The organism is Massilia alkalitolerans DSM 17462 (genome assembly GCF_000427785.1).
Lineage (GTDB): Bacteria > Pseudomonadota > Gammaproteobacteria > Burkholderiales > Burkholderiaceae_D > Telluria > Telluria alkalitolerans.
In genome coordinates this window covers 143,527-169,517 of sequence record NZ_ATYR01000007.1, presented here as the reverse complement: position 1 = coordinate 169,517, position 25,991 = coordinate 143,527, and the positions used below count along the sequence as shown (strand labels likewise).

The following is a 25,991-nucleotide window of genomic DNA, read 5'->3' as shown; positions in this document are numbered from 1 at the left end:
CGGCGTTATTCCTCGGCTTGGGCGACTTCCGACTCGTCGGCCGGTGCCGCCTTGGCCTTCGCCTTGCGCTCGAGCACGGCGGCGAAGAAGCCGTCGGTCTGGTGCTTGTGCGGCAGCATCTTGAGGTACTGGTCCATTTCGAGCGGAATCTTCTGCTCGGCCAGCACCTGGTTCATCGGCACCAGTTCGAAGTCCGGATGGGTAGCCAGGAACTGTTCGACGATGAAGTCGTTTTCTTCGTTCAGCAAGCTGCAGGTGGCGTACACCAGGCGGCCGCCGTTCTTGACCAGGCGCGCGGCGCCGTCCAGGATCGAGGCCTGCTTTTCCTGCATCTCGGCCACGGCTTCGGGGCGCTGGCGCCACTTGACGTCCGGATTGCGGCGCAAGGTGCCCAGGCCGGAGCACGGCGCGTCGACCAGCACGCGGTCGATCTTGCCTGCCAGGCGCTTGATCTTGGCGTCGCGCTCGTGCGCGATCAGCTGCGGATGCACGTTCGACAGCCCGCTGCGCGCCATGCGCGGCTTCAGCTTGGCCAGGCGCTTCTCGGAGACGTCGAAGGCGTACAGGCGGCCGGTATTGCGCATGCTCGCGCCCAGCGCCAGGGTCTTGCCGCCGGCGCCGGCGCAGAAGTCCACCACCATCTCGCCGCGGCGCGCGCCGACGATCTGGGCCAGCACCTGGCTGCCCTCGTCCTGCACCTCGATCGCGCCATCCTTGAACAGCGGCAGGTTCTGCAGCGCCGGTTTCTTCAGGACGCGCAGGCCGAGCGGCGCGTAAGGCATCGGCTCGGCGGCGATCGGCGCCTTGGCCAGTTCGGCGATGACGTCGTCGCGATTGGCCTTGATGGAATTGACGCGCAGGTCGAGCGGCGCCGGGGTGTTCAGCACGGCGGCCAGCTCGAGGGCTTCGGCTTCGCCGAATTGCGCCACCAGCTTGTCGTACAGCCAGGCCGGCATATTGGCCTGCATTTGCGGCGGCAGCAGCGAACGGTCGACTTCCTTGACGCGGGTGAGCAGATGGGTTTCGTCCTCGCTCAGGCCGCCCAGCGCGTCGATGCCGACGGTTTCGGCCAGGCCCAGCAGGGCCAGCTTGCGCATCGAGGGCGTGTTGCCGGCGCCGGCGAAGTCGGTATAGAAGGATTTGTTGCGCAGGACGGCGTACACCGCCTCGGCAATGACGCCGCGCTCGCGGCCGCCGAAACGCGGGTGGTCCTTGAAGTAGCGCGACAGGGTGACGTCGGCGGGCGACATAAAGCGCAGGATCTCGCGCAATACCTCTTCGGTATTGCCGATGATCGCTGGAGGCAATCTCATGGTGTTCCTTACTCAGTTAAAGCTGATTAAATGCTTGTGGTTTAGGCGAGTGCACCGTCTTTGATGCGCACTTCGCCATTTTCTTCAATACTGAGCCTGTCTTCGACGAAGAGGCGCACCGCATACGGGTAGAGCTTGTGTTCTTCGACGAGGAGACGGGCAGACAGCGTGTCCTCGGTATCGTCGGGCAGCACGGAAATGCGCGCCTGCGCCACGATCGGACCGTGATCGAGCTCGGCCGTGACGAAATGGACGGTCGCGCCGTGTTCCTTGTCGCCGGCATCGATCGCCTGCTGGTGCGTACCCAGGCCCGGGTACAGCGGCAGCAGCGACGGGTGGATGTTCAGCATGCGGCCGGCGTAGTGCTCGACAAAAGGCGCCGTCAGGATGCGCATGAAGCCGGCGAGCACGACCAGGTCGGGTTCGAAGCGGTCGATCGTTTCCTGCAGCGCCGCATCGAACTCGGCGCGACTGGCGTATTCCTTGTTGGCCACGACCGCGGTCGGAATGCCGCGCCCCTGCGCGTATTCCAGGCCCTTGGCTTCCGGCTTGTTGCTGATGACGGCAGCAATCCGCGCCGGCCAGCCTTCGCTTTCCATGGCGCGCACGATCGCTTCCATGTTGCTGCCACGGCCAGAAATAAGGATGACGATATTTTTCATACCGCGCATTGTACCGTATCGCCGGAGGGCAACCGCGGTGGGCGGAGGGACTTCAGCCTGAGGTCAAGCTCTCAGGCTGGAATCGCGAAGGAGTAAAATACGCGGAACGGGACCTTCTTTTCGGCCCAGAATTCGGCTGCGTCGCGGAAGACGTCGAGCAGGTTCTCGCGCGCTTCCTTGTCGAATTTTTGCGCGCTTGGCAATTGCTCGAGGACGACGAGGAAGCCCGGCTGAGGACCGGCTTCGGCAACAGTTTCAGTGAGGCACTTACGCAGCGCATCAAAATTCTTGCTGCAGGGTTTGGGGAAATAAAAGTTTTCGCCGATGCGGGCGCACACCTGCTGCTTGGTCAAGGTGTTGGCACAATGTGCATACAAGAAGTGCTGACCCAGGCGCGCGGCCTCCTGCTGCAGCTCGGCAACGCGAAAGGCGCGGATCGACTGCACAAGATTAGGCGGCACTCTCATCAACAAACTCATTTTTTCCTCAAGTTGACCAGGTCGGTGTGATGTGGTCCTTCGCGCACCACATTGCGCGACGGTTGGCATCCGCCGCATTCATCTCTCCTGCTGTTGTTGCCATGCGCCAATAAAAGACCCTTAGTGTGTAAGGGTAACGTTTTGTGGTATTGGAAGCAACCCAAATGTGATTACAGGAATTGCATATGTAAAAATTAGTATGCGCTTGTCTGTATAAATTACGCCTCTCACAACAGCCCCGTCATTCTTGCGCGAAGCAGAAAATGCTTGCGTTGCTGTTACATTTTGTTGCCACGTGGATTGGGTTGAGTTCGGCGGATCGGATTACCATAGGAGGCATGAAAGTCCGGTCGGTTCCCTTCCCCCACCAGACTCGTCGATTGCCCACTACGAGGTAGAACATGAACATTCAAGCCAAACTGATCATTGCCGCCATGGGCCTCGCCACGCTGCCGCTGGCCCAGGCCCAGGATTTCGAAGACTTCGGCCGCGTGGTGCGTGTCCAGCCGCGCCTGGAAGAGATCCGGATCCCGCGCCAGGAATGCCGCACCGAATACGTGCAGGTGCCGGTGCAGCAGCAACGCGGCGTCGGCGGCGGCATCGTCGGCGGTGTCGTCGGCGGCCTGCTCGGTAACCAGGTCGGCAGCGGCAGCGGCCGTGTCGCCGCGACGGCGGCCGGCGCCATCGCCGGCGCCATGATCGGCGACCGTTCGGAAAACGCCAACCGCGGCGGCCCGGCCGTGCAGGAACAGGCCGTGCGCCAGTGCCGCACCGTCGACGCCATCGAATCGCGCACCAACGGCTACGACGTCACCTATGAATTCCGCGGCCAGACCTACAACACGGTGATGAATCGCGATCCGGGCAACCGCGTGCGCCTGCGCGTCTCGGTCCAGCCGATCGATTACTGATCCCTGCGCCGGCCTCGCGCCGGCAACCCGCAGCGCGTGCCGAAGGCGTGCTTGCGCTGCGGGAACCCCTCCACCGATAATAGGGCGATTCAACCAGGTTGCCCTATGCTCATCAAACGCAAATCCATCGAACAGGCCGAATCTTCGCGCCGTCCCGCGCGCAAGCCCAAGTTCGCCCCCGTCACCCTGTCCGAACAGGACGGCGTCCGCTACCTTCATTTCGGCACCGAATGGGTGCAGGGTGCGATGCGCATCCGCAAGCCGGACTGGCCGGAGCTGGAATACGCGCAGCAGATGATGGCCTGGATGCTGTTCATCGAATCGCCGCGCGCCATCGCCCAGCTGGGCCTGGGTGCTGCCACCTTGACCAAGTTCTGCTACCGCCAGTTCCTTGACGCGAGCGTCACCGCCGTCGAGCTCAACGAGTCGGTGATCAATATCTGCGCCTCGATGTTCAAGCTGCCGCCCAGCGACGAGCGCCTGAACATGCTGGAAATGGATGCGATGGATTTCGTGCTCGATCCCGCGAACCACGGCGCCTTCGACGTACTGCAGTGCGACCTGTACGACGCCACCGCGCGCGGGCCGGTACTGGACACGCCGGAGTTCTACCAGGCCTGCAACGATTGCCTGGCAGATGGTGGCATCATGACCGTCAACCTGTTCGGCGACCACCCGAGCTTTGCCAAGAACCTGAAGGCCATGAAGTTCGCCTTCGAGCACGTGATCTGCCTGCCGGAAGTCCACGACGGCAACGTGGTGGCGCTGTGCTTCAGGAACCGCCCGCAACTGGACAAGGAAGCGCTCACTCACCGTGCGGCCCAGATCGTCGCCAGCACCAAGCTGCCGGCGAAGTCCTGGGTCAAGGGTATCTTCGCGGCCTGAACTACTCTACCGGGAGCCGAACGTGAATACACATGCCGTCCCCGCTTCTTCCAAGACGCCGCGCCTACGGGCGCTCGACCTGCAGTCCATCTTCTCCTGGCTGCTGGCCGACGGCATCGTCACCAAGGAAAACGTCAAGGTGCTGTTCGCGCAGGCACAGGGCATCCTGAAGAATGCTGCCGGATCCATGCATCCGCTTACGGCCGTGGCCCAGTGCAAGCTGGTCTCGGCGCTGCCTCCACACCGCCTGCTGACCCTGGACGCGCTGACCGAATGGTGCGCGAGCAAGGTCGGCCTGCCCTTCATCCGTATCGATCCGCTGAAGATCGACTTCACCAAGGTGGCGGATGTGATGTCGGCCAGCTATGCGGCGCGCTTCAATATCCTGCCGGTGGAAATGACCGGCTCGACGCTGGTGGTGGCGACGGCCGACCCGGCCAATGTGGAATGGGAAGCGGAAATCGCCAAGCTCTCGCGACGCAAGATCGAACTGGTGCTGGCCAATCCGCTCGATATCGCGCAGTACATCTCGCAGTTTTTCAGCCTGGCCAAATCGATCCGCGACGCCAATCGCCATACCGGGCAGGACCTGGCGATGCGCAACAATTTCGAGCAGCTGGTCGAGCTGGGCAAATCGAACAAGCAGTTCGATGCGAACGACCAGCACATCGTCAACATCGTCGACTGGCTGTGGAGTTATGCCTTCGAACAGCGCGCGTCGGATATTCACCTGGAACCGAAGCGCGAGTTTGCGACCATCCGCTTCCGCATCGATGGCGTGCTGCACCAGGTGTATCAGGTGCCGGCGGTCGTGATGATTGCGATGACGGCGCGCATCAAGCTGCTGGGGCGGATGGACGTGATCGAAAAGCGGCGGCCGCAGGATGGGCGGATCAAGACCCGTACCGCCGGCGGGCAGGAAGTCGAACTGCGCCTGTCGACGCTGCCGACGGCCTTCGGCGAAAAGCTGGTGATGCGTATTTTCGATCCGGAAGTGGTCGTCAAGACGCTGCCGGAACTGGGTTTTCCGCCGGACGATGCGGCGCGCTGGGATGCGCTGACCAATCGGCCGCACGGGATCATCCTCGTTACCGGACCAACGGGGTCGGGCAAGACGACGACCTTGTATACCACGCTGAAGGCGCTGGCCACCAGCGAGGTGAATGTATGCACGGTCGAGGATCCGATCGAGATGGTCGAGGCTTCGTTCAACCAGATGCAGGTGCAGCCGGGGATCGACTTGTCGTTTGCCGATGGCATACGCGCGCTGATGCGGCAGGATCCGGACATCATCATGGTGGGCGAGATTCGCGATCTGCAGACGGCGGAGATGGCGATCCAGGCGGCGCTGACGGGACATCTGGTGTTCTCCACCCTGCATACGAGTGACGCGCCGGCCGCGGTGGTGCGCCTGCTCGAGCTGGGGGTCCCGGATTATCTGCTGGAGGCGACCTTGATCGGCGTGATGGCGCAAAGGCTGGTGCGCACGCTTTGCCCGGACTGCAAGGCGCCCGGCGGTGAACTCAGTGACGAGGTGTGGCAGGGCATCGGGGGAGCCTGGAATATTCCAAAGCCTGCCTCGGTGTATCGGCCGATCGGGTGTCCGGAGTGCCGGCAGACGGGGTATCGGGGGCGGACCGGTATCTATGAACTGCTGACCGTGGGCGAAGGGTTTGCGCGCGTGGTGCGGGAATCCGGCGAGATCCAGAAGCTGCGCCGGCAGAGTGTGGCGGATGGAATGAAGCCCTTGCGCATTGCGGGGGCGATGAAGGTGGTCGAGGGCGTGACCACGGCGGATGAAGTGCTGAAGGTCACTGCGGCGCTGGTGTGATTGCTGTCTTGTTCAGGTAGCACTAGCGCAAACTGAAATGCCCGGCTATAATGCTGCCTCTTTCGGGTCGTTAGCTCAGTTGGTAGAGCAGCGGACTTTTAATCCGTTGGTCGCTGGTTCGAGCCCAGCACGGCCTACCAGAATTGGTTGTAGCAAAGAAGGCGTTACGAGTGATCGTAGCGCCTTTTTTGCATGAATTTCGGTATGTTTGCCAAGCATAATCCTAGCATTTCATAATTGCAGAACAATTACTTTAATCGATTATGAAGCTCATCCGCACTCCGGCACACCCAACGTATTCCGCCTTCAACCATTTTCTGTGCACCGTTCTGCAATTCACTTGTTTTTCTCTTCGCTTCTGTTACCGTTTGCATAGTTGATTGTCTTGCAGTTGTGTATGCTTTCTCTGATATCTGCGCAGCCTCACTCGCTTTCTTCTTTGCATAATCCGCAGCCTCTTGAGCTCTATGCTTTGCAGCATCAGCAGCTTCTTTCGCTGACTTTGCTGTCGCAGCATAAGCGCTGCTCGCAGCCGCAGCCGCTTCGTTAGCTTTAATTTTCGCAAACTCGGCTGCTTCGAGCGCTTTTTCCTGAGCTGCTTCCGCAGATTTTCTTGCCTTGACTACTGCTTCCTCGGCAACACCTGCGATTTTCGCACTTCCAGCTTCCGCTACCGATATTGCCGCTTTGACTCGTGGACGAATCCAGTTTCCTCCTTCAGCCCATACGCTAATACAAGACTCTTCTACACCTCGGGGTCTGAAATAACTAAATGGCTCGACATTTCCCATAAAGTCCACTTTTGAGTCGTGCACAAAACTCGCTATGAAATCAATAGCGCCTTGAGGTGCGTTTCTGTCCCAAGCGGCAAGTTGCCAATCTTTGATTTCAAGATACTGCGCGTACCCCCTTGCATTACGCTCACCAAGCCGCAATAACTGGCCAGCACGTAGCAGCTTACGGTGCCTGCCAATCTCAAATTCCATTCCTTTTGAACCGAAAATATACTTGAGCTTGTTAGCATTTCGGCTCCTATCTCCTGCAGTAGCGACACCTTGTCGGGCCATTGAACCATTTATGCTGTAATAAAGCCCAATATGTGTCTTGATCTGCTCTTCAACAGTACCCCCTGTTCTAGGAAGCGCCGCCATGTACGATATGAACATTTTCTCGGTTTCAGGACGATAGGCAAAGCGTTCAACAAACAATCTAGAAGATTTCTTCTTGATTGTATCGTATCCAAATATCCTCACTCCATAAACTAGGGCTTCGTCCATCATATCGCGCATCGGAATCCGCGCATAATTATCATCGATACCTTGCTCAAGGGGCTCATACCCTCCTCCCACGTCCGAATGAACGCCAGGATAAACTTTTTCCAGCCAATTACCGGCAAGTCTTCCGTTCTTACGAATTAAATCGACCGGAAACGAAAATCTAACTTCATGCGCGGCAACAAAGTGTACACAACGCTCCACCAAGCTTGAAACGATAAGTTCGCGATCACTAAATGGAGTTCTGGCATTTGTTGCTGGAATCCCAAAGGACGCCACAGTATCGAAAAGACCCATGAAGTTTATTCGTAGCGGGTACCCTTCGTACATCAAATCATCGCCATCTTTAACACATAGTTTCAAAATTCGATTCGAGAAAGCCCGTGCGAGCGCTGCGCCGCGCGAGAACCCAAATACCGAGAGGTTTATAATTTTGATCAATCGGTGTTTCGACAAAACAGAGTTTACCTCATTGAAAGTCTTTGTAGCACCTTGCTCAGTGTATTTCTCGACTTCAACCCCCAGAAGTTTTGCGTTAGAAATCAAAGTATCCCGCAATGTGTCATTAACGAAATCGCCTGCATGTTCCATGCGTCGGCTACCCCCTGCACCAGCACCACCGCCGGGCAGTCCATCTTCTATCCATGCTAAGGTCGCTGCTTGCCAATCAGCAGCCTTGCCGTTGAATTTAGTCCCGACCCCCGCAATATAGACAGGATAAATCGTTTCGTTTTTGTCAGCCAGAGCCGCCATATATGCGGCTTGATAAATTCGAGCAACGTTGCTCCACTTCTTCTTTTCATTATCGAGTTTTTCATTGTTTCCGGTGCCATCGAAAAAAATCATGACGTGAATAACGTCGCGGCAGTCTTGGGTGGGCTTGGGACTGTCGCGTGGAACGTCACGATTTGAAGCAACCAGCGCTTGGATCGCTCTACTTGCCATGTTTGGCTCTCCACGCGTCGATAATTTTTCTGCCGCGCTCTGTTTCCAACTCGAATTTGGAGCCTTTACTCAGCTTGATTTCAACAGTTTCGTCGTCGTATATATGCAAGGCCAGCCATGTCACGCCGCTTGGTATCTCATTTAAAATTGGGATATTCCGTGCCCGTACGGTTTCGCCATTCCTTGGCATGCCCTCAGGTCCATCGAGCCGCCACGTCACGATCTGGGGACCCAAAGTGATCATTTGCTCGACCATTACAGCGTTTGAGCCGTAAAACGAATGCTCTAAGGCAGACATGAAATCAGTCCCATTCATATCCACATCGAAAATAGGCCGATCCAAGTAGCTAAACAAGGAGATATTCATATAGGTACGCATCGGCTTTGCTCCACAAGCACAAATTGATAAGAACGATAGGCCTGCGGCACATATGAATAGCCGCCGAACTGTTTGACTGTTTGATTTATCCATATTAAGTCACGGTAGTTCACTTATCGCATCTCGAAACGACACCTGGCCATCCCTTATCTTACAAAGCAGATTCGCGATACGTGCGTCGTGATCCATCCTCTCTCGGTAATACAATTTGATGGAGACAAAATCAACAAGGTCACGCATTGTTGCAAGTCCAATATCGCGCGCTTGCACCAAGGCTTTTCGGATCATGTCATACCGATCAGAGCAAGGAATGTCTTCAAGAAGATGATATTGATTTAGATTCATGTAATACAGCACGTGATCTGGCACGCTAGCTTCTACTAAACTATCAATCTGTGATTGATCTAGTTTAAATTGGCGACATGCGGCTATCTCTCCCTGAGATTGAATGGCAATAGCATGTCGATCTCCTGCTCGATCCCAATACCACCATTTTTCGATCCCATCAGTTAAAAGGGTTTGTTGATCCTGGCTTAATACTGGCCCGGGGATATGGAGCGTTCGATCGTCTACCTGCCCCACAAGCGTGCCCAATACTGCAGAATCCCAAAAAGCAAAGAACATCGTATCTAAATCCGGCAACACAACCTGCGTACACTCTACAAATTGTTTATAGAGATCATCAAATGTTTTTCGTGTCGCAATAATCGAAAAACATGGTACCAAAAGAGCATTTCTGCTGATCCACTCCCAAACATAATCCAAATGAGCAGGTGGCGGGAGTTCTATGAGATGAGGAGTATGAAGCGTTAACGGACTTCCTTGCAACCCGCCGAACAAGCAACGTACATTACGCGAACTCGTCGAAATCACACCCGGGAGTCGCTTATCTTGAGCGCTGTCGGCAAGCGCAAACCACTTAGTATTTTCCGGACTAGCGCCTTTGAATAATTCTATATCTGAGATTGCTCTCTGCATCTAAGCACCCTTATTTATGAAGGCTGACCTCTGCAGTGCACGTTTAGCCAGACATTCAACACAAACAGACTGCGGCAAAATTGGCATCTTGTACTTCAGTTCAGCTTGGGGCGAGAGTTGTTTTTTCCCAGCATGGATGGTTAGCTTGTTAGGGCACTGAAAAATAATGTTACCCCCTTCGATGGTTATGCTTGCACCACCAGCAGTACTCAAGCTAATCTTGCTTGCACTGGCGAAGTCGACGTGAGTTTTAGCACTGATAATTTTTACGTCTTCTTTTGCTCGCACTGCCAACTCATCAGCTTGTGATTGGATATCGATCGTTTCTTTGCTTGCGACAAGTTGGAAACCTACGTCGGCGCTGTCACTTTTGAGTGCGCCGGCCATTATTCCAAGTGCTTGTTTTGTTTGAAGCCGTATCTCGGAGCCTGTAATGATTTGAATATCTTTACCAGATATTAAACTCGCTGCATCGCCACTTATCAGTTGCAAACTCAGCCCGGCGTTGGCGCTGAAATTATCACATGACGCTATTGCGACAACGGGATCGGCCAGATGCGGAATCTGATTGTCATCTGCTTTTTTAATGTTATCCCTGACATCAACCAACGCGGTCTGAAGATCTTTAGTGCTAACTAAGCTAGACAGGCTGGCTAGTCCTGCTTTGAGTGGTGCTGCTGCTGGGTTTAACAGGCTTCCATTGGCTTTCGCTGTACCTTGATAAGCGGCTAAAGTCACGCTCTGATGTGTACCAGCTACCGAGCTAAAAGCGTTCCCTATCGCTACAGCTTGCTTCATAAGAGCGGTTCCGGCAGCGTTCTCGCTGACGAGGTCACGTGTGTTCGCGCTGTGGCTGAGCTGGTAGCTCGACACCAGTAAACCCGCACCAGCTCGCGCGACGCCATACGCCCCCGTTCGAAGCTCCGCGCCGACTCCTCGGAAACTGCCGCGATAATTGTCTGCTGCATGACTCAGATTACCCAGATTCAGTTCGCTTCCAGCATGCGTACTCCGTAACTGCATACGGCTTTGACCATCTATGTCATCGAACAACAGCTGAGAATACCCATAGCCACCAAATTCCTTGCTCCGAATCCCCCACTGCGATGTCGAGTTGCGATGCCCTACACTATCAGCCGACGCACCATGCCACACCGGACTATTCCCGCCGCTGAGATTCGCCTGCGCCGATGACGCATGGTCATGCGCCGTTTCAAAACATGAAAGGTCAGTTTCCCTATCACGACGCCCACCAGGCGTAGCAGCAACCCCTCCTTCACCTTGCCCGTTATAGAGCGCCCCAACGACAACCGGCCGATCGATGTCGTTCTCCAAAAACTGCACCAACACTTCCTGCCCGATACGCGGCAAGAACTGCTGCCCCATCCCCCCGCCAGCCGAGCGTTGCGCGACCCGTACCCAGCAGGTCGCATTCCCACCATCCTGCCAATGGAAGCGAACCCGAACCCGCCCCAGCCTGTCGCAATACAACTCATCCGCCCCGCTCGGCTGATCATTGCCATCCGCGCCAACGACAATGGCACTCTGCGCCCCGAACGCGACCGGCTTCGAATATGCAGCTCTGTCACTCCCAGCCAAAGGCGGACGCCAAATGATGTCCGTTGCGACAGTGCTGAAACAGTTCGCATAACCGGTCTCACGAGCCTGAGCAATGGTCAGCTCAATGTCCCTAGGCATATCCGCCCGCGCGAACTCCTCCAGCAATTCCGGAATCGGCCCGAACAACTCAGCCAATGCATTCTGCGTCGCAGGTGGCATATTGTTGACCCCAATGCTGAGCACCCGCAGCACAGTGAACGACGCCGATTCCCCCAACTGCTGCAGCGGCGCCCCAAGCACCTGCACCCGCGTCCCCGCGCGTAAGGTCCGCACACTCGAGCGTCCACGCCACGTCTGGCCTTGTGCTTCCTGCTCCTGCATGCGCAGATCCGCGTAATGCTGCGCCTGCTGCCAATCCGCATAGGCATACTGCCCCGACACCTCAAACGATTCGAGAGCCGGAAGCTTTCCATAGGTGTAGTGTGATGGCGAACTGGCCCCGACAGCCTGCTTGGCCTTGTAGTCATAGCTGAGCACCGTCGTCAGCGATGCATGCAAGCGCCGCTCGGCCGACAAGGCCTGGATGCTGTCCGACTCCTCCACCGAGCGCGCACCGTGAAAGCGAATGCCCCCGAGCGCCTCGCTGCTGGCATCCTCCGGCACCGCACACAGCTGGCTGCTATCGGCGAACAAGACGAGCCCCGGTCCATTCGCGGTCTGCTCGGTCCGCCAGCACAGCCCCTCTTCGGCCAGCAGCCGGCGCACGAAGTCGAGATCGGATTCCCGATACTGGCAGCAGTAACTGCGGGGCGACACCTCGGCCAGGAATGGGCCGACATCATCGCTCCAGCGCCAGCGCGCCAATGGCAGATAGGCATCGAACACCGCATCGATGATCTCGACGACGCTCTTGTCCTGCCACACCCGGCTATTGCGCACATGCTCGAGCCGCCACAGCCATGACGCGATCCGGACGCGGTAACGCGCCAGGCCGCCGTCAGTGCCGAGCATGGCCGCTTCACAAATCTCCCCGGCGAAACGCTCCCGCGTTCCATCGGCCAGGCAAATCTCGAACACCGCCGGCTGGCCCAGCAAGGCGTCGAGCTCCAGGCGGGCATCGGTCGAGAGCGCAATCACATCCCGCGTCCCGACCTCCTGTACGGCCTCATCCGCAAGAAAGGCTTCCACCAGCAGACCGGTTTCCTCACGATCGCCAATCTTGAGCTCATACAACCGGCTTGTACTGCTGAACTCAGCCAGGGCGGCAAAGATCTGATCCGTCAGCGTCGTGCTCATACCCGTATGGATTCCTTGTGGACTCGGCAGCCGAAGGCACCACGATATAAGCAGTCTGACCGGCAATTCTTGCGCCGTGTCATCAGTTGCAAAGCAACGCTGAATCGAACGCGCCAGCGCAGCGGATAGCGTTAATATATTTACAACTGAGTCAACAGGCGCGCGCCGTGAAATTCGTCCAGAATATCTTCCTCCTCGGCTACATGCTGATCGTCGCCCTGTTCTTCATTTGCGGGGTGGGCCTGATCGTTCTGGCGGGCGTAGAAACGTGGCAAGCGCTCGATCCCCGCGATAACTTCAAGGTACGGGAACGTTTCGAGCTCATTCTGGAATGCGTTGGCCTCCTGACCATCGCAGTCGCCTCGCTGGAACTGGGCCAGACCGTGCTGGAAGAAGAAGTGCAGCGCTCGGTCAACATCAGCTCGCCGACCCGCGTACGCCGTTTCCTGTCGCGTTTCCTGATCGTGGTAGTGGTGTCGCTGTCGATCGAATGCCTGATCGGCGTGTTCCAGTTCATGCACGGGCGCCCGGAATACCTGCTGCACTCTGCCGCCATCGGTGTCGCCGCGGCGGCGATCCTCGCCACCTGGGGCATGTTCGTACGCATGAATGTCGAAGCCGAAAAACTCGAACCGCATTCGATGCACGAGGTCCAGGCCGAGGACAAGGAACTTGAACAGGCGCAAGACAAGGAACTCGAAAAACCAGAACGATAAGGCCAGGCTTCACAGCCTGGCCTTGTCCACACTACAGCACGCGGAGCATCAGCGACCGAACAGCCCCCGGGTCAGCGCATCCACCACCCCTTTGGTCACGGCTTCCGTCACCACTCCTTTGGCCGTGGTAGCCGGAGCCTGCTTCTCTTCCGGCGCCGCTTCCTGCTCTACCATGGCGGCATGCATCGCCTTCCCCATGCCCGGCGTCAAGGATGCGACCGACTTCAGCCGCAGCTTGAGGTTCCATTGCGGCTCCCAGGTGACTTTTGGATCCTTCGGCCGCGGCGGGTAGGCCATGTTCAGCTCCTCGCCATAGGCGATGACGCGCGATATCGACATCGTACTGACGGCTTCCTTCGGGGCCATGCATTCGGTTGCCCCGGCCGGCAACAGCACTTTTTCCTTTTGCCACTTGTCGATGGAGCCGTTCGGCTGGTAATTCACCAGGCCCATACCCATGTCCGGCAACTCGCTCGAGGTCCAGTACACCATCTCCATGTCGCCGGCATCGGCCTCGCCGGTATCGCGCATGCCGATCGCCTGCACGAACCAGGCGCTGGCCTGCTGCATCGGCTTCCACTTGAACAGCACAGCCTTGTCGCCATCGTCGCGGCTTGCCTCGACGGCAGGCATCAGGTCGTGTCGGGCGCCGATGTTAAACTTGAAGCCGTCCACCACGCCGTCGCCGGCAAAGCCGTGCTCCCCGACCAGCGAGGCGCCCTCCGGCAAGCGGCGGGCATCGTTCTTGTTCGGCCAGGCCGGGCGGCCGGGCGCCGGCTGCGGCACGCGGGAGGTGGCGCTGCGGTTCTGGAAGAACTTGTTGAATTGCTTGGGATCCATCTTGGCGAGGTCGAGCACCAGCGGCTGCCCTTTGCGTACCTCGGCGCCACAGCCCCAGTAGAGGTACATCTTCCCTTTCGGCATGTCGATCCTGGGTGGCTCGGTGTCCGACTCCTCGTCCGGGCCGGGAAGGTCGACCGGCCCCTGGTCCGGCGCCAACAGGTTCAGCACGGGCCCGAGCCCGGCGCTGGCCGGCACGCTTTGCGTCGCTGTCGTCAGCTTGCCGTTGTTGCGCGTCAGGAGCGTGACATCCATCCAGCGGCCCGGGCTCTGGGCCTGGGTCATGCCGAAGCTGTCGTCATTGCCTTTGGCGCCAAGCAGGCTTCCCATCATGCCGCCGGAATAAGTGGCGAGATCGATAGTGGCGTGGCTGACAGGCGGCTTGACCTTCTGTACCGGCTGTGCGGCCAGGGCGGAAGGCAGGACAAACAGACCCGATACGGCAAGCGCAAGGTGTTTCGGCATGAACATGGGGCTTCCTGGGAGGTGGTAGGTGATCGTCGCCATTTTGCTGGCGTGCCGGTGTCCATCCCATCCCCCCGGGTGGGGGAACTTGCTGCGGTCGGCGCACCGCGCCAACAAATTGATACGAAGCACTTGGATATTCGCGCAAACGCCGCTATAATCTTGGCTTCTTCGGGTCGTTAGCTCAGTTGGTAGAGCAGCGGACTTTTAATCCGTTGGTCGCTGGTTCGAGCCCAGCACGGCCTACCAAAGATTCAGCAAGGAAGGCGTCATGAGCAATCGTGACGCCTTTTTTGTTTTTGGCGTCATATTGCTGTCATCCCCGCCTCCTATGCTGTCGGTTTTTCAACTCAGGAAATCCGACAAATGCTGCTTCTCGACCTCGCCGCTCCTCCGACCACCCTGCGCGCTCTGGGCGCCGCCATGCTCGCCGCCGGCCTCCTTGCCGGCTGCGGCGGCAGCGATGACGACGAAGATCTGACGCCCAGGACGCTGGCGCTGGAAAAGATAGGTGGCTATGACGGCGGCAAGGTCGGCGCGGCCGAGATCACCGCGTTCGACGCCGCCAGCAAGCGCCTGTTCGTGGTCAACGGCGCCAACGGCACTGTCGACGTGCTCGACCTCGCGACACCATCCGCGCCCAAGCTGGTCGGCACCATCAGCGTCACCGGCCTCGGCGCAGGTGTCAACAGCGTCGCCATTCACGATGGCCTGGTCGCCCTGGCCATCGAAGCTTCGCCCAAGACCAATCCCGGCACGGTCGCCTTCTACAATGCCGCCGACCTGAAACTGGTGAACAGCGTGCGCGTCGGCGCCCTGCCCGACATGCTCACCTTCACCCCGGACGGCCGCACCGTGCTGGTCGCCAATGAAGGCGAACCGAATAGTTACGGCCAGGCCGACTCCGTCGATCCGGAAGGCTCGATCAGCGTCATCACGGTCAACCGCGGCGGCACGCCGAGCGTCGCCACCGCCGACTTCCGCGCTTTCAACGGCCAGGAAGCCGCGCTGCGCAGCCAGGGCATCCGCATCTACGGCCCGGGCGCCAGCGCCGCCCAGGATCTCGAACCGGAATACATCGCCACCAGCGAGGACGGCCGCACGGCCTACGTCACCCTGCAGGAAAACAATGCCGTGGCCATTGTCGATGTCGCCAGCGCCAAGGTCACGGCGATCAAGCCGCTCGGCACCAAGAACCACAACCTGGCCGGCATGGGCATGGACGCTTCCGACGAAGACGGCGGCACCAACACCAACAGCGGCACGCCGGCGGTGAGAATCGCCCCGCAACCGGTGAAAGGCATGTACCTGCCGGATGCAATTGCCCGCTTCACCGTCGACGGCGCGTCCTACCTGATCACCGCCAACGAAGGCGATGCGCGCGCCGACTGGCCGGGCTTCAACGAAGAGACGCGCGTGCGTGCCCACTGCAGCGCCGGCCTCGACCCGGCCGTGTTCGGCGATGCCGCCAACCTGGTCCTCGATTCGAACCTCGGCCGCCTGCGCATCACCACCACGCCGAATGGCGGCAGCAGCGGCAAGAACGCGGCCGGCCAGTGCACCGAGCTGTACAGCTTCGGCGCCCGCTCCTTCTCGATCTGGGATACCAACCTGAACCGCGTCTACGACTCGGGCGACGAGTTCGAGCAGAAGACCGTGGCGCTGCCGAACGCCCGCTTCAATGCCAGCAACGACAACAACGATCTCGACGGCCGCAGCGCCTCCAAGGGGCCGGAGCCGGAAGGCGTCGTGGTTGGCCGCTTCGGCAGCAAGACCTATGCCTTCATCGGCCTGGAGCGGATCGGCGGCGTGATGGTCTACGACGTCAGCAAGCCTTCGGCGGCCAGCTTCGTCACCTACCTCAACACCCGCAACAACGAGAGCGGCGACCGTGGTCCAGAAGGCCTGACCTTCATCCCGGCGGACAAATCGCCGAACAACAAGCCACTGCTGGTCGTCGGTAACGAGACCAGCGGCACCACTGCGATCCTGCAAGTCAACCTGTCATATTAAGCCCCTGCCAGGGAATGCCAGCCAATGACGGTTGGCATTTCCTGGCGCGCCGCCGATAATCGGCGCATGCCACAGACCATCGCCTCCCCCGCCCACTTCGAACTCGTCATCAAGAAGAGCCGTTTCATTGCTTGCGTCCAGCCGATGCCGGACAGGGCCGGCGCCCAGCAGGTCGTCGCCAGCCTGCGCGCCGAGCACCCCGGCGCCGCCCACGTATGCTGGGCCCTGCTGGCCGGCGGCCAGTCGGCCGCGGTCGACGACGGCGAACCGAGCGGCACCGCGGGACGTCCGATGCTCGACGTGCTGCGCCACCAGGACCTGGAAGGCGTACTGGCCACCGTGGTGCGCTACTTCGGCGGGGTCAAGCTGGGTGCGGGCGGCCTGGTGCGCGCCTATACCGACAGCGTGGCGCAATCCCTCCTGCTGGCGCAGAAGGTGCCGATCATCAAACTGCAGGCCATGCGCTGCACGGCGCCCTATGCGCTCGAAGGCATGGTGCGGCGCGAACTCGACGCCGCCGGCGCCCACCTGGACGCGGTAGTCCATGGCGACGAGGTCCGGTTCGACTTCAGCCTGCCCGCGCAGGACGCCGGCGCGCTGCGCACCCGGCTCGACAATGCCGGCCACGGCCGCATCGCCTGGCCGAACATCGATGAGTAAGGGTTAGTACGTATTTCATACCAGGCCGCTATACCTGTCATCACGACTCAAAAGCGGACTGGGCGCGCATCAGGCGCTATAGTGGCCGACCCACCTCGCCACGCGCAGCACATCTTGATCAAGAAAAGCCTTCTTCCCCTCGCTCTCGGCGGCTTCGGCATCGGCATGACCGAATTCGTCATCATGGGCATCCTGCCCGACATCGCCGGCGGCCTGCAGATCAGCATCCCCCAGGCCGGCTACCTCATCACAGCCTACGCGCTCGGCGTCGTGGTCGGCGCGCCGACCCTGGTAAGCCTGATGGCGCACCGCCCGCCGCGCAGCGTGCTGATCTGGTTCATGCTGATGTTCACGCTGTTCAATGCGATGTCGGCCTTTGCGCCGAACTTCGAAGTGATGATGCTGTCGCGCTTCATGGCCGGCCTGCCGCACGGCGCTTTCTTCGGCGTCGGGGCGGTCGTCGCCAGCCGCCTGGCCGACGAGGGCAAGGTGGCCGCCGCATTGGCGACCATGTTCACCGGCCTGACGCTGGCCAACGTCGTGGGCGTGCCGGCGGGAACCTGGCTCGGCCACAACATGAGCTGGCGCGCCGTGTTCCTGGTGGTGGCGGTGATCGGCCTGCTCACCGTGCTGGCCCTGCGCCAGCTGGTGCCTGCCATCGAGGCCAAGGGGCGCACCAGCCTGAAGCAGGACTTGCGCATCTTCCGCAGCCCGGCCCTGTGGCTGGCCCTGGCCATCACCTCGATCGGCACCGGCGGCTTCTTCGCCTTCTTCAGCTATATCGCGCCGCTGCTGACCGAAGTCAGCGGGTTCAAGCCGTCGACGATCCCGATGGTGATGACCGTGGTCGGCGTCGGCATGACGGTGGGCGTGAACCTGGGCGGCCGCCTGGCCGACCGCGTGCCGCCGCTGCAGGCCATCCTGATCCTGCTGGTCACGATGACGGGCCTGCTGCTGTGCAATGGCCTGTTCGCGAGCTCGCAGGCGGCCATGCTGGTGCTGGCCTTCGCTACCGGCGCGAATGCGCTGGCATTGGGCCCGCCGATCCAGATGCTGCTGATCGAGCACTCGCGCGAAGCGGAAATGCTGGGTTCCTCGCTGGGCCAGTCGGGCTTCAATATCGGCAACGCCCTCGGTGCCTTCCTCGGCGGGATTCCGCTGACTCTAGGCTATTCCTACGCCTCGCCACAATGGGTCGCGGCCGGACTGGCCCTGTCGGGCGTCATGCTGGCTTTCCTGATGCTGGCGCAGGGCCGCGCGCAGGGGCGTCTCGCCGTTTCAGGCAGCTAGCGCCGCCAGCACTTGCTCCGACCAAACGACGGTCGCGAATTCGCCATGCAGGCTGGCCAGGGCCGTATCGTGCATCTGCTCGGCCGTGTAGTGGCGGCCGTCCGGTCCGGTGCGTTCGAAGGTGGCGGTCGCGTCCGCCACGAACCAGGTCTCGAAGCCGAAGTTGCCGGCCATGCGCGTCGTGGTCGAGACGCAGTGATCGGTCGTCAGTCCCATGATCACCAGTACCTCGATGCCTGCCGCGCGCAGGCGTGCCTCGAGGTCGGTGCCGATGAAGGAACTGTTGACGCTCTTGACGATCACCGGTTCGCCCGCGAGCGGCTGCCCTTCCGGCTTGTGCAGGTAGCCCGGCGTGCCCGGGCGGAACAAGCCGGTCGGCGAGGCCGAGCGGTGCTGGACGTGGAAGATCGGTCGCCCGCTCTCCCGCCAGGCCGCCAGCAGCGCGGCGATCTTCTGTTCGGCATCCGGATTGTTGCGCCGGCCCCAGCTGGGGTCATTGAAGGCCTGTTGCACGTCGATGCTGAGCAGGGCTGCATTCAGGGGTAGTGCTTGCATGTCGCTGTTCCTTGGAGTGGGTCGGAACGACATCCTGCGCCGGCGCCCGCGCTGCCACAACCGAAATGGCGGATAATGGCCGGCTTGACATGAAGGATTTCGATGGCATGAAGCTGAGCCAACTGAAGATGCTGGTTGCCGTGGCCGGGCACGGCAGTTTCAGCGCCGCCGCCGCGGAGCTGGGCTGCACCCAATCACGCATCAGCCATGCGATCGCCGAGCTGGAAGGCGAGCTGGGCGTGAGCCTGCTCGCGCGCGGCCGCGCCGGTTCCGTGCCCACCGAGGCCGGACAGCGGGTACTGGACAAGGCGCGCCAGATGCTGCGCCTGGAAGACAGCCTGCGCGAGGCGGCGGTGGCGGACGGGGGCCTGTCCGGCACCGTGCGCATCGCCTGCTTTCGCAGCATCGGCACCCATTTGCTGCCCCATGTGGTCGAAGCGCTGGCACAGCGCCATCCGCAGCTGCGCGTCGAGATCGACGACAGCTGCGAACAGCGTGCCGATGTCACGGCCGCGCTGCACGATGGCCTGGCCGAGATCGGCATCGCCCAGCTGCCGCTGGCCGGCACGCTGGCGTCCACCCCTTACCTGCACGACGACTATGTGCTGGTGGTCCCCGCCGCACTGGCGCTGCCGGACCATGCTGGCGCCGGCTGGCCGGCCCTGGGCGCCCTGCCCTTCATCGGCCTGGCCTGTACCGGTGCGGCGGAGATCCTGGCGCGCTGCCGTGCGGCCGGGTTTGCGCCCGAGCCCGGGCGCACCTTGAGCAACGACACCAGCATCGCCGCCATGGTCGGCCGCGGCATGGGTTATTCGATCCTGCCGCGCCTGGCCAGCTTCCCGGAAGCGCCCGACGTACGGATCCTGCCGCTGCCGCTGCCCTCGCCGGCCCTGGCGCGGCGCCAGTTCGCGATCGCGGCCCTGCCGGATGTGATGCGCCTGCCGCGGGTGCGCGCGGTAGTGCGCGCGCTGCGCGAACGCAGGCTGGCGGCCGTCACGCAGGCCGGCCGCGCCGGCATCATCGGGTGGAGTTAGAAATCGAGGAACGCTAGACCAGCGTGGCGTCGCCCAGCGCCTGGGCGGTCTCGGCCGCTTCGCTGCGCAGGACCTGCAGCGTGGCCGCCTCGAGCGGCCCGGCTTCGTGGTCGTCGAGCGGGCCGCCCAGCGGCGAATCGACCAGCGCATAGCGGTTCGCCAGCAGCAGGGTGTCGAGCAGGGTGTGCGGCGCCGGGTTCAGGACGCCGTCGCGCAGTCCGCCGACGGCCTCGGCCACATCCGCGGGAATCGCGAGTTTGCGCATGATCTCCAGGCTGGCCACGTCCTCGACCAGCACGCCCCAGTTCTCGGTATCGTCCTCGAGCAGGCCGGGGAACTCGTCGGCGCGCGACAGCAGGTAGAAGCCGCCGACCTCGTGCACGATGCCCGCGAACAGCGCGGTGTCGGGATCGACTTTGGTGACGTGGCCCGCGATGGCCTGCGCCAGCGCCGCCACCTGGGCGCTGTGGGTCCACAGCTGCTCGGCCTTGGCGCGCAGCACCCGGTCGGCGATGCGGTGGCCGAACTGGCGCACCATCAGCGCCGCGACCAGGCCGCGCAGGCGGCGGTAACCGATGCGCAGCACGGCCGCCCGCACATTGCTCACCTGGACGCCGCCCGCAGCCCCGTAGGCGGCGGTATTGGCCAGCGCCACGGTGCGCGCGGCCAGCTGCGGATCGGACAGCACCAGGCGGATCGCCTCGTCCACATGGCAATCCGGATCGTCCAGGGCCAGCTGCAGGCGCAACACGGCATTCACGCTGGTGGGAAAGGTGATGTCCCCGCGCGCGGCCTGGGCGGCGATGTATCCGAAGGCTTCAATTTTGTTCACGGGGGAATTATAACGTCGGTACGGTCCGGTACCCGCAGGTGTTGTGGCCGAAAAAAAACCCGCACGGCATGCGTGCGGGTTTTTCGGCCGTGCACGGCGTTTACTTCACCTTCAGCGTGCTCTTGACGCGGGTGACGCCGTCGACGCCCTTGGCGACCTTCTCGGCCCGCTCGGCTTCGGCCTTCGAGTCGACGAAGCCGCTCAGCATGACGACGCCCTTCTCGGTCTCGACCTTCACGGCCAGCGCGCTGGTGTCCTTCTCGGCGGCCAGGCCGGCCTTGACCTTGGCGGTGATCGCCGCATCCGACATGTTGGACGCGGTGCGCGAGCCGGCGCGCTCGGCCGCGTTCTCGGTCTTGTCACCGGCATTCTCGGCTGCGCGTTCGGTGCGGCCAGTCACTTCGCGGGTCTTGTCGGCAACGTTGCGGCCGGCTTCCTTGGTCTTGTCGACCGCGCCGGCGATGGCGTTACGGGTCTTTTCGCCGGCGCGCTCCAGGGCCGTGTCCGGCTTGTCCTTGTTCTCGACCAGGCAGGCGGTCTTGCTGCCCTTCTCTTCGCACTTCTCGACCGCGGCCGACTTCACCGGGTCCTTGGTGTCGGTCGACGCGACCAGGCCGGCGCTGCCGGCGGCGCCCGCGGTGGCGGCAGTGCTGCCGCTGCCGCCGGTGGTGCTGGCGCGGGTGTCGCGCTTGCCGTCGATCTCGGCCAGCGCGGCGGTGCGCACCGACTTGGCGGTGTTCATGCAGCTGTCCTTCTGGTTGCCTTTCATGGCATCGCACTTCTCTTCGGCCAGCTCATACTCGGCCTCGGCCAGCTTGCGGTGCGCGGCATTCAGGCGGTCCGGGGTGTTGTCGTACTTTTGCGCGGCGGCCAGTTCGGCTTTGGCGCGGGCGACGTCGGCCTGCTCTTCGCAGACGTCTTCCTTGGTCAGGGCATCGCACTTGTCCTTGGCAACGTCGTGCTCTTTCTCGATCTTTTGCATGGCGGCGCGGTAGCCGGCGGCGTCGGACTGGGCAAAAGCGGGAGCGGCGGCGATGGTGGCGCCGGCAACGGAGGCCAGCAGGGTGGCGAGGAGTCGGTTCATGATGTGTCCCTTGTGGTAGGTTGTTGTGATGACATCATTAGACGCCCTACACCCGACAACATCTGTGCGACAACGAACGCTCATCCTCCTCGGCATGCATTTGGCGGCCCGGACTGTTGCTGCGAGGCCGCGCGCGCAGGTTCATTCGGTGGCCAGCAGGCCTTCGCGCCAGAGCCCGTCGACGTCATCGAAGGGCGCCTCGGCCTTGCCGAACGCGGCGGCGTCGCCCGCCAGGCGCACCCAGGCGCGGGTGTCGTGGCCGCTGCGCGGCACCGCCACCTTGGCGCGCACGCTGGACAGCCAGCGGTACACGTGCGCATACTCGTCCGGATTGCTGTGCCGGATCCAGGCCAGCGCGGCCAGGTCGGCGAAGCCTTCTTCGCGGCGCGTCTCGCGCATGGCCTTCGACGCCGCCAGCAGCGAGGCGTCAAGGGCGCGCTCGTCGCCCACCTCGACGAAGCCGGCCGGCAGCGCATGCCAGGCACCCTGCACATAGCGCCAGCAGTGCGCGATCTCGTGCGCCGCCATGGCTTCGATCAGCACCCCTTGCTGCGCTTCCGGAATGCCGGCCAGCACGGTCTCGGCGTCGGGGTTGTTGCGCAGGGACATGACCAGCTTGCAGCGGCCCTTGTCGAAACCCATCGCCAGCGGCACGTCGCCGGGACGCGGCTGGGGCTGGACGGTGATGTCGAGGGGAAGCTTGAGTTGCTGGGAGTAGGCCAGCACCGGTCCGGCGGCGCCGAGCCAGCGCTTCTCCAGTGCGGTCAGCTCGGCGGCATGGAGGACGGGCGCTGCCGTGAGGACGCAGACCGCGGCGATGATCAGGGGCTTGAACACGAGAATTCTCCCAAGGACGATGAAATGCCTATCGGCAATTCTAGCCCGTGAGAAAGCCCCACTTTCGGGAATATTTTTCTCTGTTTTGAGAAGGATAAACTTGTCAGTTTTGCTTTGGCGTATCCGCTTCGCCCGTGGGCAGCACCGGCGCAACCATGGCCGCGAGGCGCTGGGCCTCGGCTTCCATGGCGGCAGCGGCAGTCGATGCCTGCAGCAGGGCCGTGGTGCGGCGCGAGCTCTCGGTCTGGGCTCTAGCCTGGCCCTCCTCCAGGCCGATCGCGGAGGTCACCGCCGTGACGCGCGCCACGGCATTGGCGATCGCCTGCAGGGCGCCGGCGTCTTCCATGTGGGCCACCGGACTGCCGACCAGGTCGCGGATATCCTTCACCACCGCACTCGAACGCAGCGCCAGCGCCTGCAACTCCTCGACCACGGCGGTCTGCTCTTCGTCGTGCTCGCCGGTGCGCAGCGCCTGTACCGCGGCGTCGAGCGCCAGGATGTTGGCGCGGAAGGCCAGGCCGTCGATGGCGCCGACGATGTCGTCGACGCGCTTCGGCGCGGCTTCCGCCGGCGCGGCCGGGGCCGCTTCATCTACGTCGGGCAGCGCTTCCTTCTCACGCGGCAGCCCGCGCACGACATACCAGGTGCCCGCCACGGCCGCCGCCACGGCGCCGGCGCACAGCAGCACGATCCATTGCGCGAATCCGGACGCCAGCTCGCGCGCCGAGGCCATGTCGTCGGCCGCGAGCTTCTGCTCGAGTTCGATAAAGCGGTTCAGGCTGGCGAGCCAGTCCACGAAAGCCGGCGCCGCCTGCTGCGACAGCAGGGTGGCCGCTTCGCGCGTCTCTCCCAGCGCATGCAGGGCGATCACGCGGTCGACCAGCGTACGGGTGCGGCGCTCCTGTTCCTTGATGGCGGCCAGGGCCTCGCGTTCCGCGGGCAGGATGCCCGGCAGTTCGTGGAACAACGCGTTCAGCGGGGAAGCGGCGCGTGCGTAGGCGTCGGCCAGGGTCTTGAGACGGGCGATCGGGGCCGCGGCGGCGACGGAATCGGGGGCCAGGGCGACGTCACGCAGCGCGATCGCACGATCGTGCACGCTGCTGCGCAGTTCGAAGGCGTAGCGCAGCTTGATGCCGCTGACGTCGTCGATGCGGAACAGCATCTGCTCGATCTGCCCCGCGCGCGCTGCGGCCAGCACGGAGAGCGCGATCATCAGGAGGATCACGGCGCCGTAGCCGATGGCCAGCCGCGCGCCGGTGGTAAGGGGCTTCGTCGTCATGTTCTGTCTTTCTGCCGCCTGGGAATTTCCCCCAAGCAATGCAGTGACTATAACATGCTCCCTGTATGGATTGACGGAGCTTTCAGTGTAGTTTAAGTAAAACCGGCGGCACTGTTGCGTCCGTACCAATGCCGCCGTTTTCCCTGCTTATTTCGTCAGTGCCGCCGCCGTCACGAAGTTCGGACGGATGTCGTTCGGCACGCTCGACTTGAGGCGGTCGAGCGCCTTCTGCACTTCCGGACGGATGACCACGTACTTTGCCATCATCGCCTTGGCGGCCTCGTAGTCGCCGGTGGCTTCGATGGTCAGGAAATCGCGGTCGAGGTCGGCAACCGCGCCCTTGATCTTCTTGAAGTCCACCGAGAACGTGCCGTCGCTATTGGCCACGAAGGCGCCCTTGTCGAGCAGGTAGTTCATCTGGATCGCCATGCCGCGCGCGTGCGAGGAGGTCAGGCCGAAATGCAGGGTGCGGAAGGCGGAGGCCAGGAAGGTGTTGTACAGCTTGCGCTCGGCCAGGCTGCCCTGCCCCAGCGTGTCCTTCAGCAGGCCCTTGTCCATCATGTAGCCCAGTGCCCACAGGCCGGTGATGTCAGCCTTGGCTTCCTCGATGGTCGAATAGGTGTCCTTAAGGTCCTGGCGCGGGGTCGATTCCTTGCCGTTCTTTTTCGTGGTGTGCGGGCCGAGGCCGTGCATGATCTCGTGCGCCAGGATGTGGGTGAAGAAGGAATCGAAGTCGAGGTCCTTCTGGTCTTGCGCACGCAATACCAGCTTCGAGATGGGTTTGAGGGTCGATTCGAACTTCGCTTCCTGCACGTTCTTGAGCATCACGCGCTTGGAACCGCGCTCGCGGATCACGCGCTCGTCGTTCGGCAGGTTGTAGGCGGCGGTCTGCACACCCATGTTGCCGTCGCCGGCGCCGAATACCTGGTTGACCACCACCATCGGGGCGATGGCGCCGACCTTCGGGTTGCGGTACTGCTTGGCCAGCGGCAGGTTGTCTTCCAGCTCCTGCAAGTGCTTGCCGAAGAAGGCCAGCTTCTGCGTTTCCTTCTGGTCGCGGATGCTCACATAGGCTTCGAAAGCGGCCTTGTAGCCGAACAGCTCGTCGTTATAGGTCTCGTACGGGCCAATCGTGACGTCGACCGGCGAATCCAGGTCCATCCAGGCGAAGTCCGAGGCCAGGTAGTCGTTGGACAGGAAAGCATCGGCGCGCAGCGTCAGGAATTTTTTGAGCGAGGCGTTGTCGGTGAGCGCGGCGGCTTCGCGCAGCAGCTTGGCCAGCTTCTCGAGGTCCGGGCGGTATTCGTCCGAGTACTTCACGGTGCGGAACTTGCCGTCGGGGCCGGTGCGAATGACGGTAAAGAACCACTGCGCATCGGCCTTCTGGGCGGCGGGCAAGCCGTTCATCCAGCCCTCCAGCGCTTCCTTGCTCGCGTTCTCCGGGTAGAAGTTGGCGCCCAGCGGCTTCTTGGCCGGTATCTTGATGCCGGCATATTCGGCGGGCATGAAGGACGCGTTGTCGTCGAGGCTGGACCATGGGCCCTTGTTCAGCCAGAAGGCGTTCTGGCGCGCGCGGCCGAGTTCCGAATTGTCCTTCTGCAAGGCGGCCCACAGGGCTTCGTTGCCGGCCCAGCGCTGGCGCAGCTGCAGGGTGTCGATGATCCTGGCCGCTTCGATCAGCTTGGCCATCGCGGCGCGGTCGCCTTTCGAGAGTTTCGCGGTGTCGGCCTTCAGCTCGGCCGGCGCGAAGCGCTTGGCCATGGTGTTCAGTTGGGCGGTAGTGGCGGGTTCGGCGGCATTGGCATAGGCGCTACCGATGGCGGCAAACAGCACGAGAGGAGCGAGGAATTTCTTCATGGTGTCTCTGGTCAAA

At 61.8% G+C, this 25,991-nt stretch carries 22 protein-coding genes and 2 tRNA genes; 10 read left to right on the top strand and 14 right to left on the bottom strand.

The genetic code is table 11. The features are described 5' to 3' along the window. Positions 1-5: 5 nt before the first annotated feature. From YWC_RS0109840 to YWC_RS0109830, 3 genes are all read right to left on the bottom strand, one after another. Complete coding sequence (locus YWC_RS0109840; protein ID WP_027865204.1) at positions 6-1,313, bottom strand: RsmB/NOP family class I SAM-dependent RNA methyltransferase; 1,308 nt, start codon at positions 1,311-1,313, stop codon at positions 6-8. A gap of 41 nt (positions 1,314-1,354) precedes the next feature. Then, positions 1,355-1,975 carry a phosphoribosylglycinamide formyltransferase gene (gene purN / locus YWC_RS0109835; RefSeq protein WP_027865203.1) on the bottom strand — a complete coding sequence of 207 codons (621 nt, stop codon included), beginning with the start codon at positions 1,973-1,975 and terminating at the stop codon, positions 1,355-1,357. A gap of 71 nt (positions 1,976-2,046) precedes the next feature. After that, the gene (locus tag YWC_RS0109830; protein WP_371846198.1) at positions 2,047-2,532 is read right to left on the bottom strand and encodes a barstar family protein; all 486 of its coding nucleotides are present in this window, start codon (positions 2,530-2,532) and stop codon (positions 2,047-2,049) included. A gap of 323 nt (positions 2,533-2,855) precedes the next feature. Between YWC_RS0109830 and YWC_RS0109825 the strand changes: the two genes are divergently transcribed. The 4 genes from YWC_RS0109825 to YWC_RS0109810 all read left to right on the top strand — a co-directional run bounded on the left by YWC_RS0109825 (position 2,856) and on the right by YWC_RS0109810 (position 6,221). Continuing rightward, complete coding sequence (locus YWC_RS0109825; RefSeq protein WP_027865201.1) at positions 2,856-3,365, top strand: glycine zipper 2TM domain-containing protein; 510 nt, start codon at positions 2,856-2,858, stop codon at positions 3,363-3,365. A 105-nt stretch (positions 3,366-3,470) separates the two neighbouring features. Continuing rightward, entirely contained in the window at positions 3,471-4,250 is a 780-nt protein-coding gene (locus YWC_RS0109820) for a spermine/spermidine synthase domain-containing protein (protein ID WP_027865200.1), read from the top strand. Positions 4,251-4,272: 22 nt separating this feature from the next. Continuing rightward, positions 4,273-6,081 (top strand): type IV pilus assembly ATPase TfpB, encoded by a 1,809-nt coding sequence (gene tfpB / locus YWC_RS0109815; protein ID WP_027865199.1) that lies wholly within the window; start codon positions 4,273-4,275, stop codon positions 6,079-6,081. Positions 6,082-6,145: 64 nt separating this feature from the next. Next, a tRNA-Lys gene (locus YWC_RS0109810) sits at positions 6,146-6,221 on the top strand. 108 nt (positions 6,222-6,329) lie between these two features. On the opposite strand, the gene YWC_RS32025 is transcribed toward YWC_RS0109810, so the two are convergent. The 4 genes from YWC_RS32025 to YWC_RS28990 form a co-directional block, all read right to left on the bottom strand. Beyond that, positions 6,330-8,300, bottom strand: a complete 1,971-nt coding sequence (locus YWC_RS32025; RefSeq protein ID WP_084416376.1) for a T6SS phospholipase effector Tle1-like catalytic domain-containing protein — start codon at positions 8,298-8,300, stop codon at positions 6,330-6,332. Then, the gene (locus YWC_RS0109805; RefSeq protein WP_027865198.1) at positions 8,290-8,679 is read right to left on the bottom strand and encodes a hypothetical protein; all 390 of its coding nucleotides are present in this window, start codon (positions 8,677-8,679) and stop codon (positions 8,290-8,292) included. The genes YWC_RS32025 and YWC_RS0109805 overlap by 11 nt, the downstream gene beginning before the upstream one ends. A 99-nt stretch (positions 8,680-8,778) precedes the next feature. Then, on the bottom strand, positions 8,779-9,657 hold the full coding sequence (locus YWC_RS32020) for a DUF4123 domain-containing protein (protein ID WP_084416375.1): 879 nt from the start codon (positions 9,655-9,657) through the stop codon (positions 8,779-8,781). Continuing rightward, the gene (locus YWC_RS28990) at positions 9,658-12,513 is read right to left on the bottom strand and encodes a type VI secretion system Vgr family protein (protein ID WP_051306368.1); all 2,856 of its coding nucleotides are present in this window, start codon (positions 12,511-12,513) and stop codon (positions 9,658-9,660) included. A 167-nt stretch (positions 12,514-12,680) separates the two neighbouring features. Here YWC_RS28990 and YWC_RS28985 point away from each other — a divergent pair, with 167 nt between their 5' ends. Further along, the gene (locus tag YWC_RS28985) at positions 12,681-13,229 is read left to right on the top strand and encodes a hypothetical protein (protein ID WP_229413066.1); all 549 of its coding nucleotides are present in this window, start codon (positions 12,681-12,683) and stop codon (positions 13,227-13,229) included. A gap of 48 nt (positions 13,230-13,277) precedes the next feature. Here the strand turns inward: YWC_RS28985 and YWC_RS0109790 are convergent, their stop codons facing one another. Then, positions 13,278-14,540, bottom strand: coding sequence for a hypothetical protein (locus YWC_RS0109790; protein ID WP_027865197.1), 1,263 nt, complete (start codon positions 14,538-14,540; stop codon positions 13,278-13,280). Positions 14,541-14,707: 167 nt separating this feature from the next. Here YWC_RS0109790 and YWC_RS0109785 point away from each other — a divergent pair. The 4 genes from YWC_RS0109785 (at position 14,708) to YWC_RS0109770 (ending at position 18,497) form a co-directional block, all read left to right on the top strand. Beyond that, positions 14,708-14,783 (top strand) — tRNA-Lys (locus YWC_RS0109785). Between the two features lie 117 nt (positions 14,784-14,900). After that, a complete protein-coding gene (locus tag YWC_RS0109780) occupies positions 14,901-16,547 on the top strand; it encodes a choice-of-anchor I family protein (protein WP_051306367.1) in 1,647 nt (548 codons plus the stop codon). Between the two features lie 66 nt (positions 16,548-16,613). Beyond that, complete coding sequence (locus YWC_RS0109775) at positions 16,614-17,207, top strand: IMPACT family protein (RefSeq protein WP_027865195.1); 594 nt, start codon at positions 16,614-16,616, stop codon at positions 17,205-17,207. 81 nt (positions 17,208-17,288) lie between these two features. Next, the gene (locus YWC_RS0109770; RefSeq protein ID WP_229413065.1) at positions 17,289-18,497 is read left to right on the top strand and encodes an MFS transporter; all 1,209 of its coding nucleotides are present in this window, start codon (positions 17,289-17,291) and stop codon (positions 18,495-18,497) included. On the opposite strand, the gene YWC_RS0109765 is transcribed toward YWC_RS0109770, so the two are convergent. After that, positions 18,486-19,052 (bottom strand): cysteine hydrolase family protein, encoded by a 567-nt coding sequence (locus YWC_RS0109765; protein ID WP_027865193.1) that lies wholly within the window; start codon positions 19,050-19,052, stop codon positions 18,486-18,488. The two genes, YWC_RS0109770 and YWC_RS0109765, sit on opposite strands and share 12 nt — an antisense overlap. Before the next feature lie 107 nt (positions 19,053-19,159). Here YWC_RS0109765 and YWC_RS0109760 point away from each other — a divergent pair, with 107 nt between their 5' ends. After that, positions 19,160-20,086 (top strand): LysR family transcriptional regulator, encoded by a 927-nt coding sequence (locus YWC_RS0109760; protein ID WP_229413064.1) that lies wholly within the window; start codon positions 19,160-19,162, stop codon positions 20,084-20,086. A 13-nt stretch (positions 20,087-20,099) separates the two neighbouring features. Here the strand turns inward: YWC_RS0109760 and YWC_RS0109755 are convergent, their stop codons facing one another. From YWC_RS0109755 to YWC_RS0109730, 5 genes are all read right to left on the bottom strand, one after another. Beyond that, the gene (locus YWC_RS0109755) at positions 20,100-20,918 is read right to left on the bottom strand and encodes an HDOD domain-containing protein (RefSeq protein ID WP_027865191.1); all 819 of its coding nucleotides are present in this window, start codon (positions 20,916-20,918) and stop codon (positions 20,100-20,102) included. A 100-nt stretch (positions 20,919-21,018) separates the two neighbouring features. Next, a complete protein-coding gene (locus YWC_RS31550) occupies positions 21,019-22,002 on the bottom strand; it encodes a BON domain-containing protein (RefSeq protein WP_051306364.1) in 984 nt (327 codons plus the stop codon). A 141-nt stretch (positions 22,003-22,143) separates the two neighbouring features. After that, positions 22,144-22,839 carry a hypothetical protein gene (locus tag YWC_RS0109740; protein WP_027865190.1) on the bottom strand — a complete coding sequence of 232 codons (696 nt, stop codon included), beginning with the start codon at positions 22,837-22,839 and terminating at the stop codon, positions 22,144-22,146. A 103-nt stretch (positions 22,840-22,942) separates the two neighbouring features. Next, positions 22,943-24,118, bottom strand: coding sequence for an MCP four helix bundle domain-containing protein (locus YWC_RS0109735; protein ID WP_027865189.1), 1,176 nt, complete (start codon positions 24,116-24,118; stop codon positions 22,943-22,945). Positions 24,119-24,265: 147 nt separating this feature from the next. Next, positions 24,266-25,975: a DUF8614 domain-containing protein gene (locus YWC_RS0109730; protein ID WP_027865188.1), complete on the bottom strand. Its 1,710-nt coding sequence runs from the start codon at positions 25,973-25,975 to the stop codon at positions 24,266-24,268. Positions 25,976-25,991: the final 16 nt, after the last annotated feature.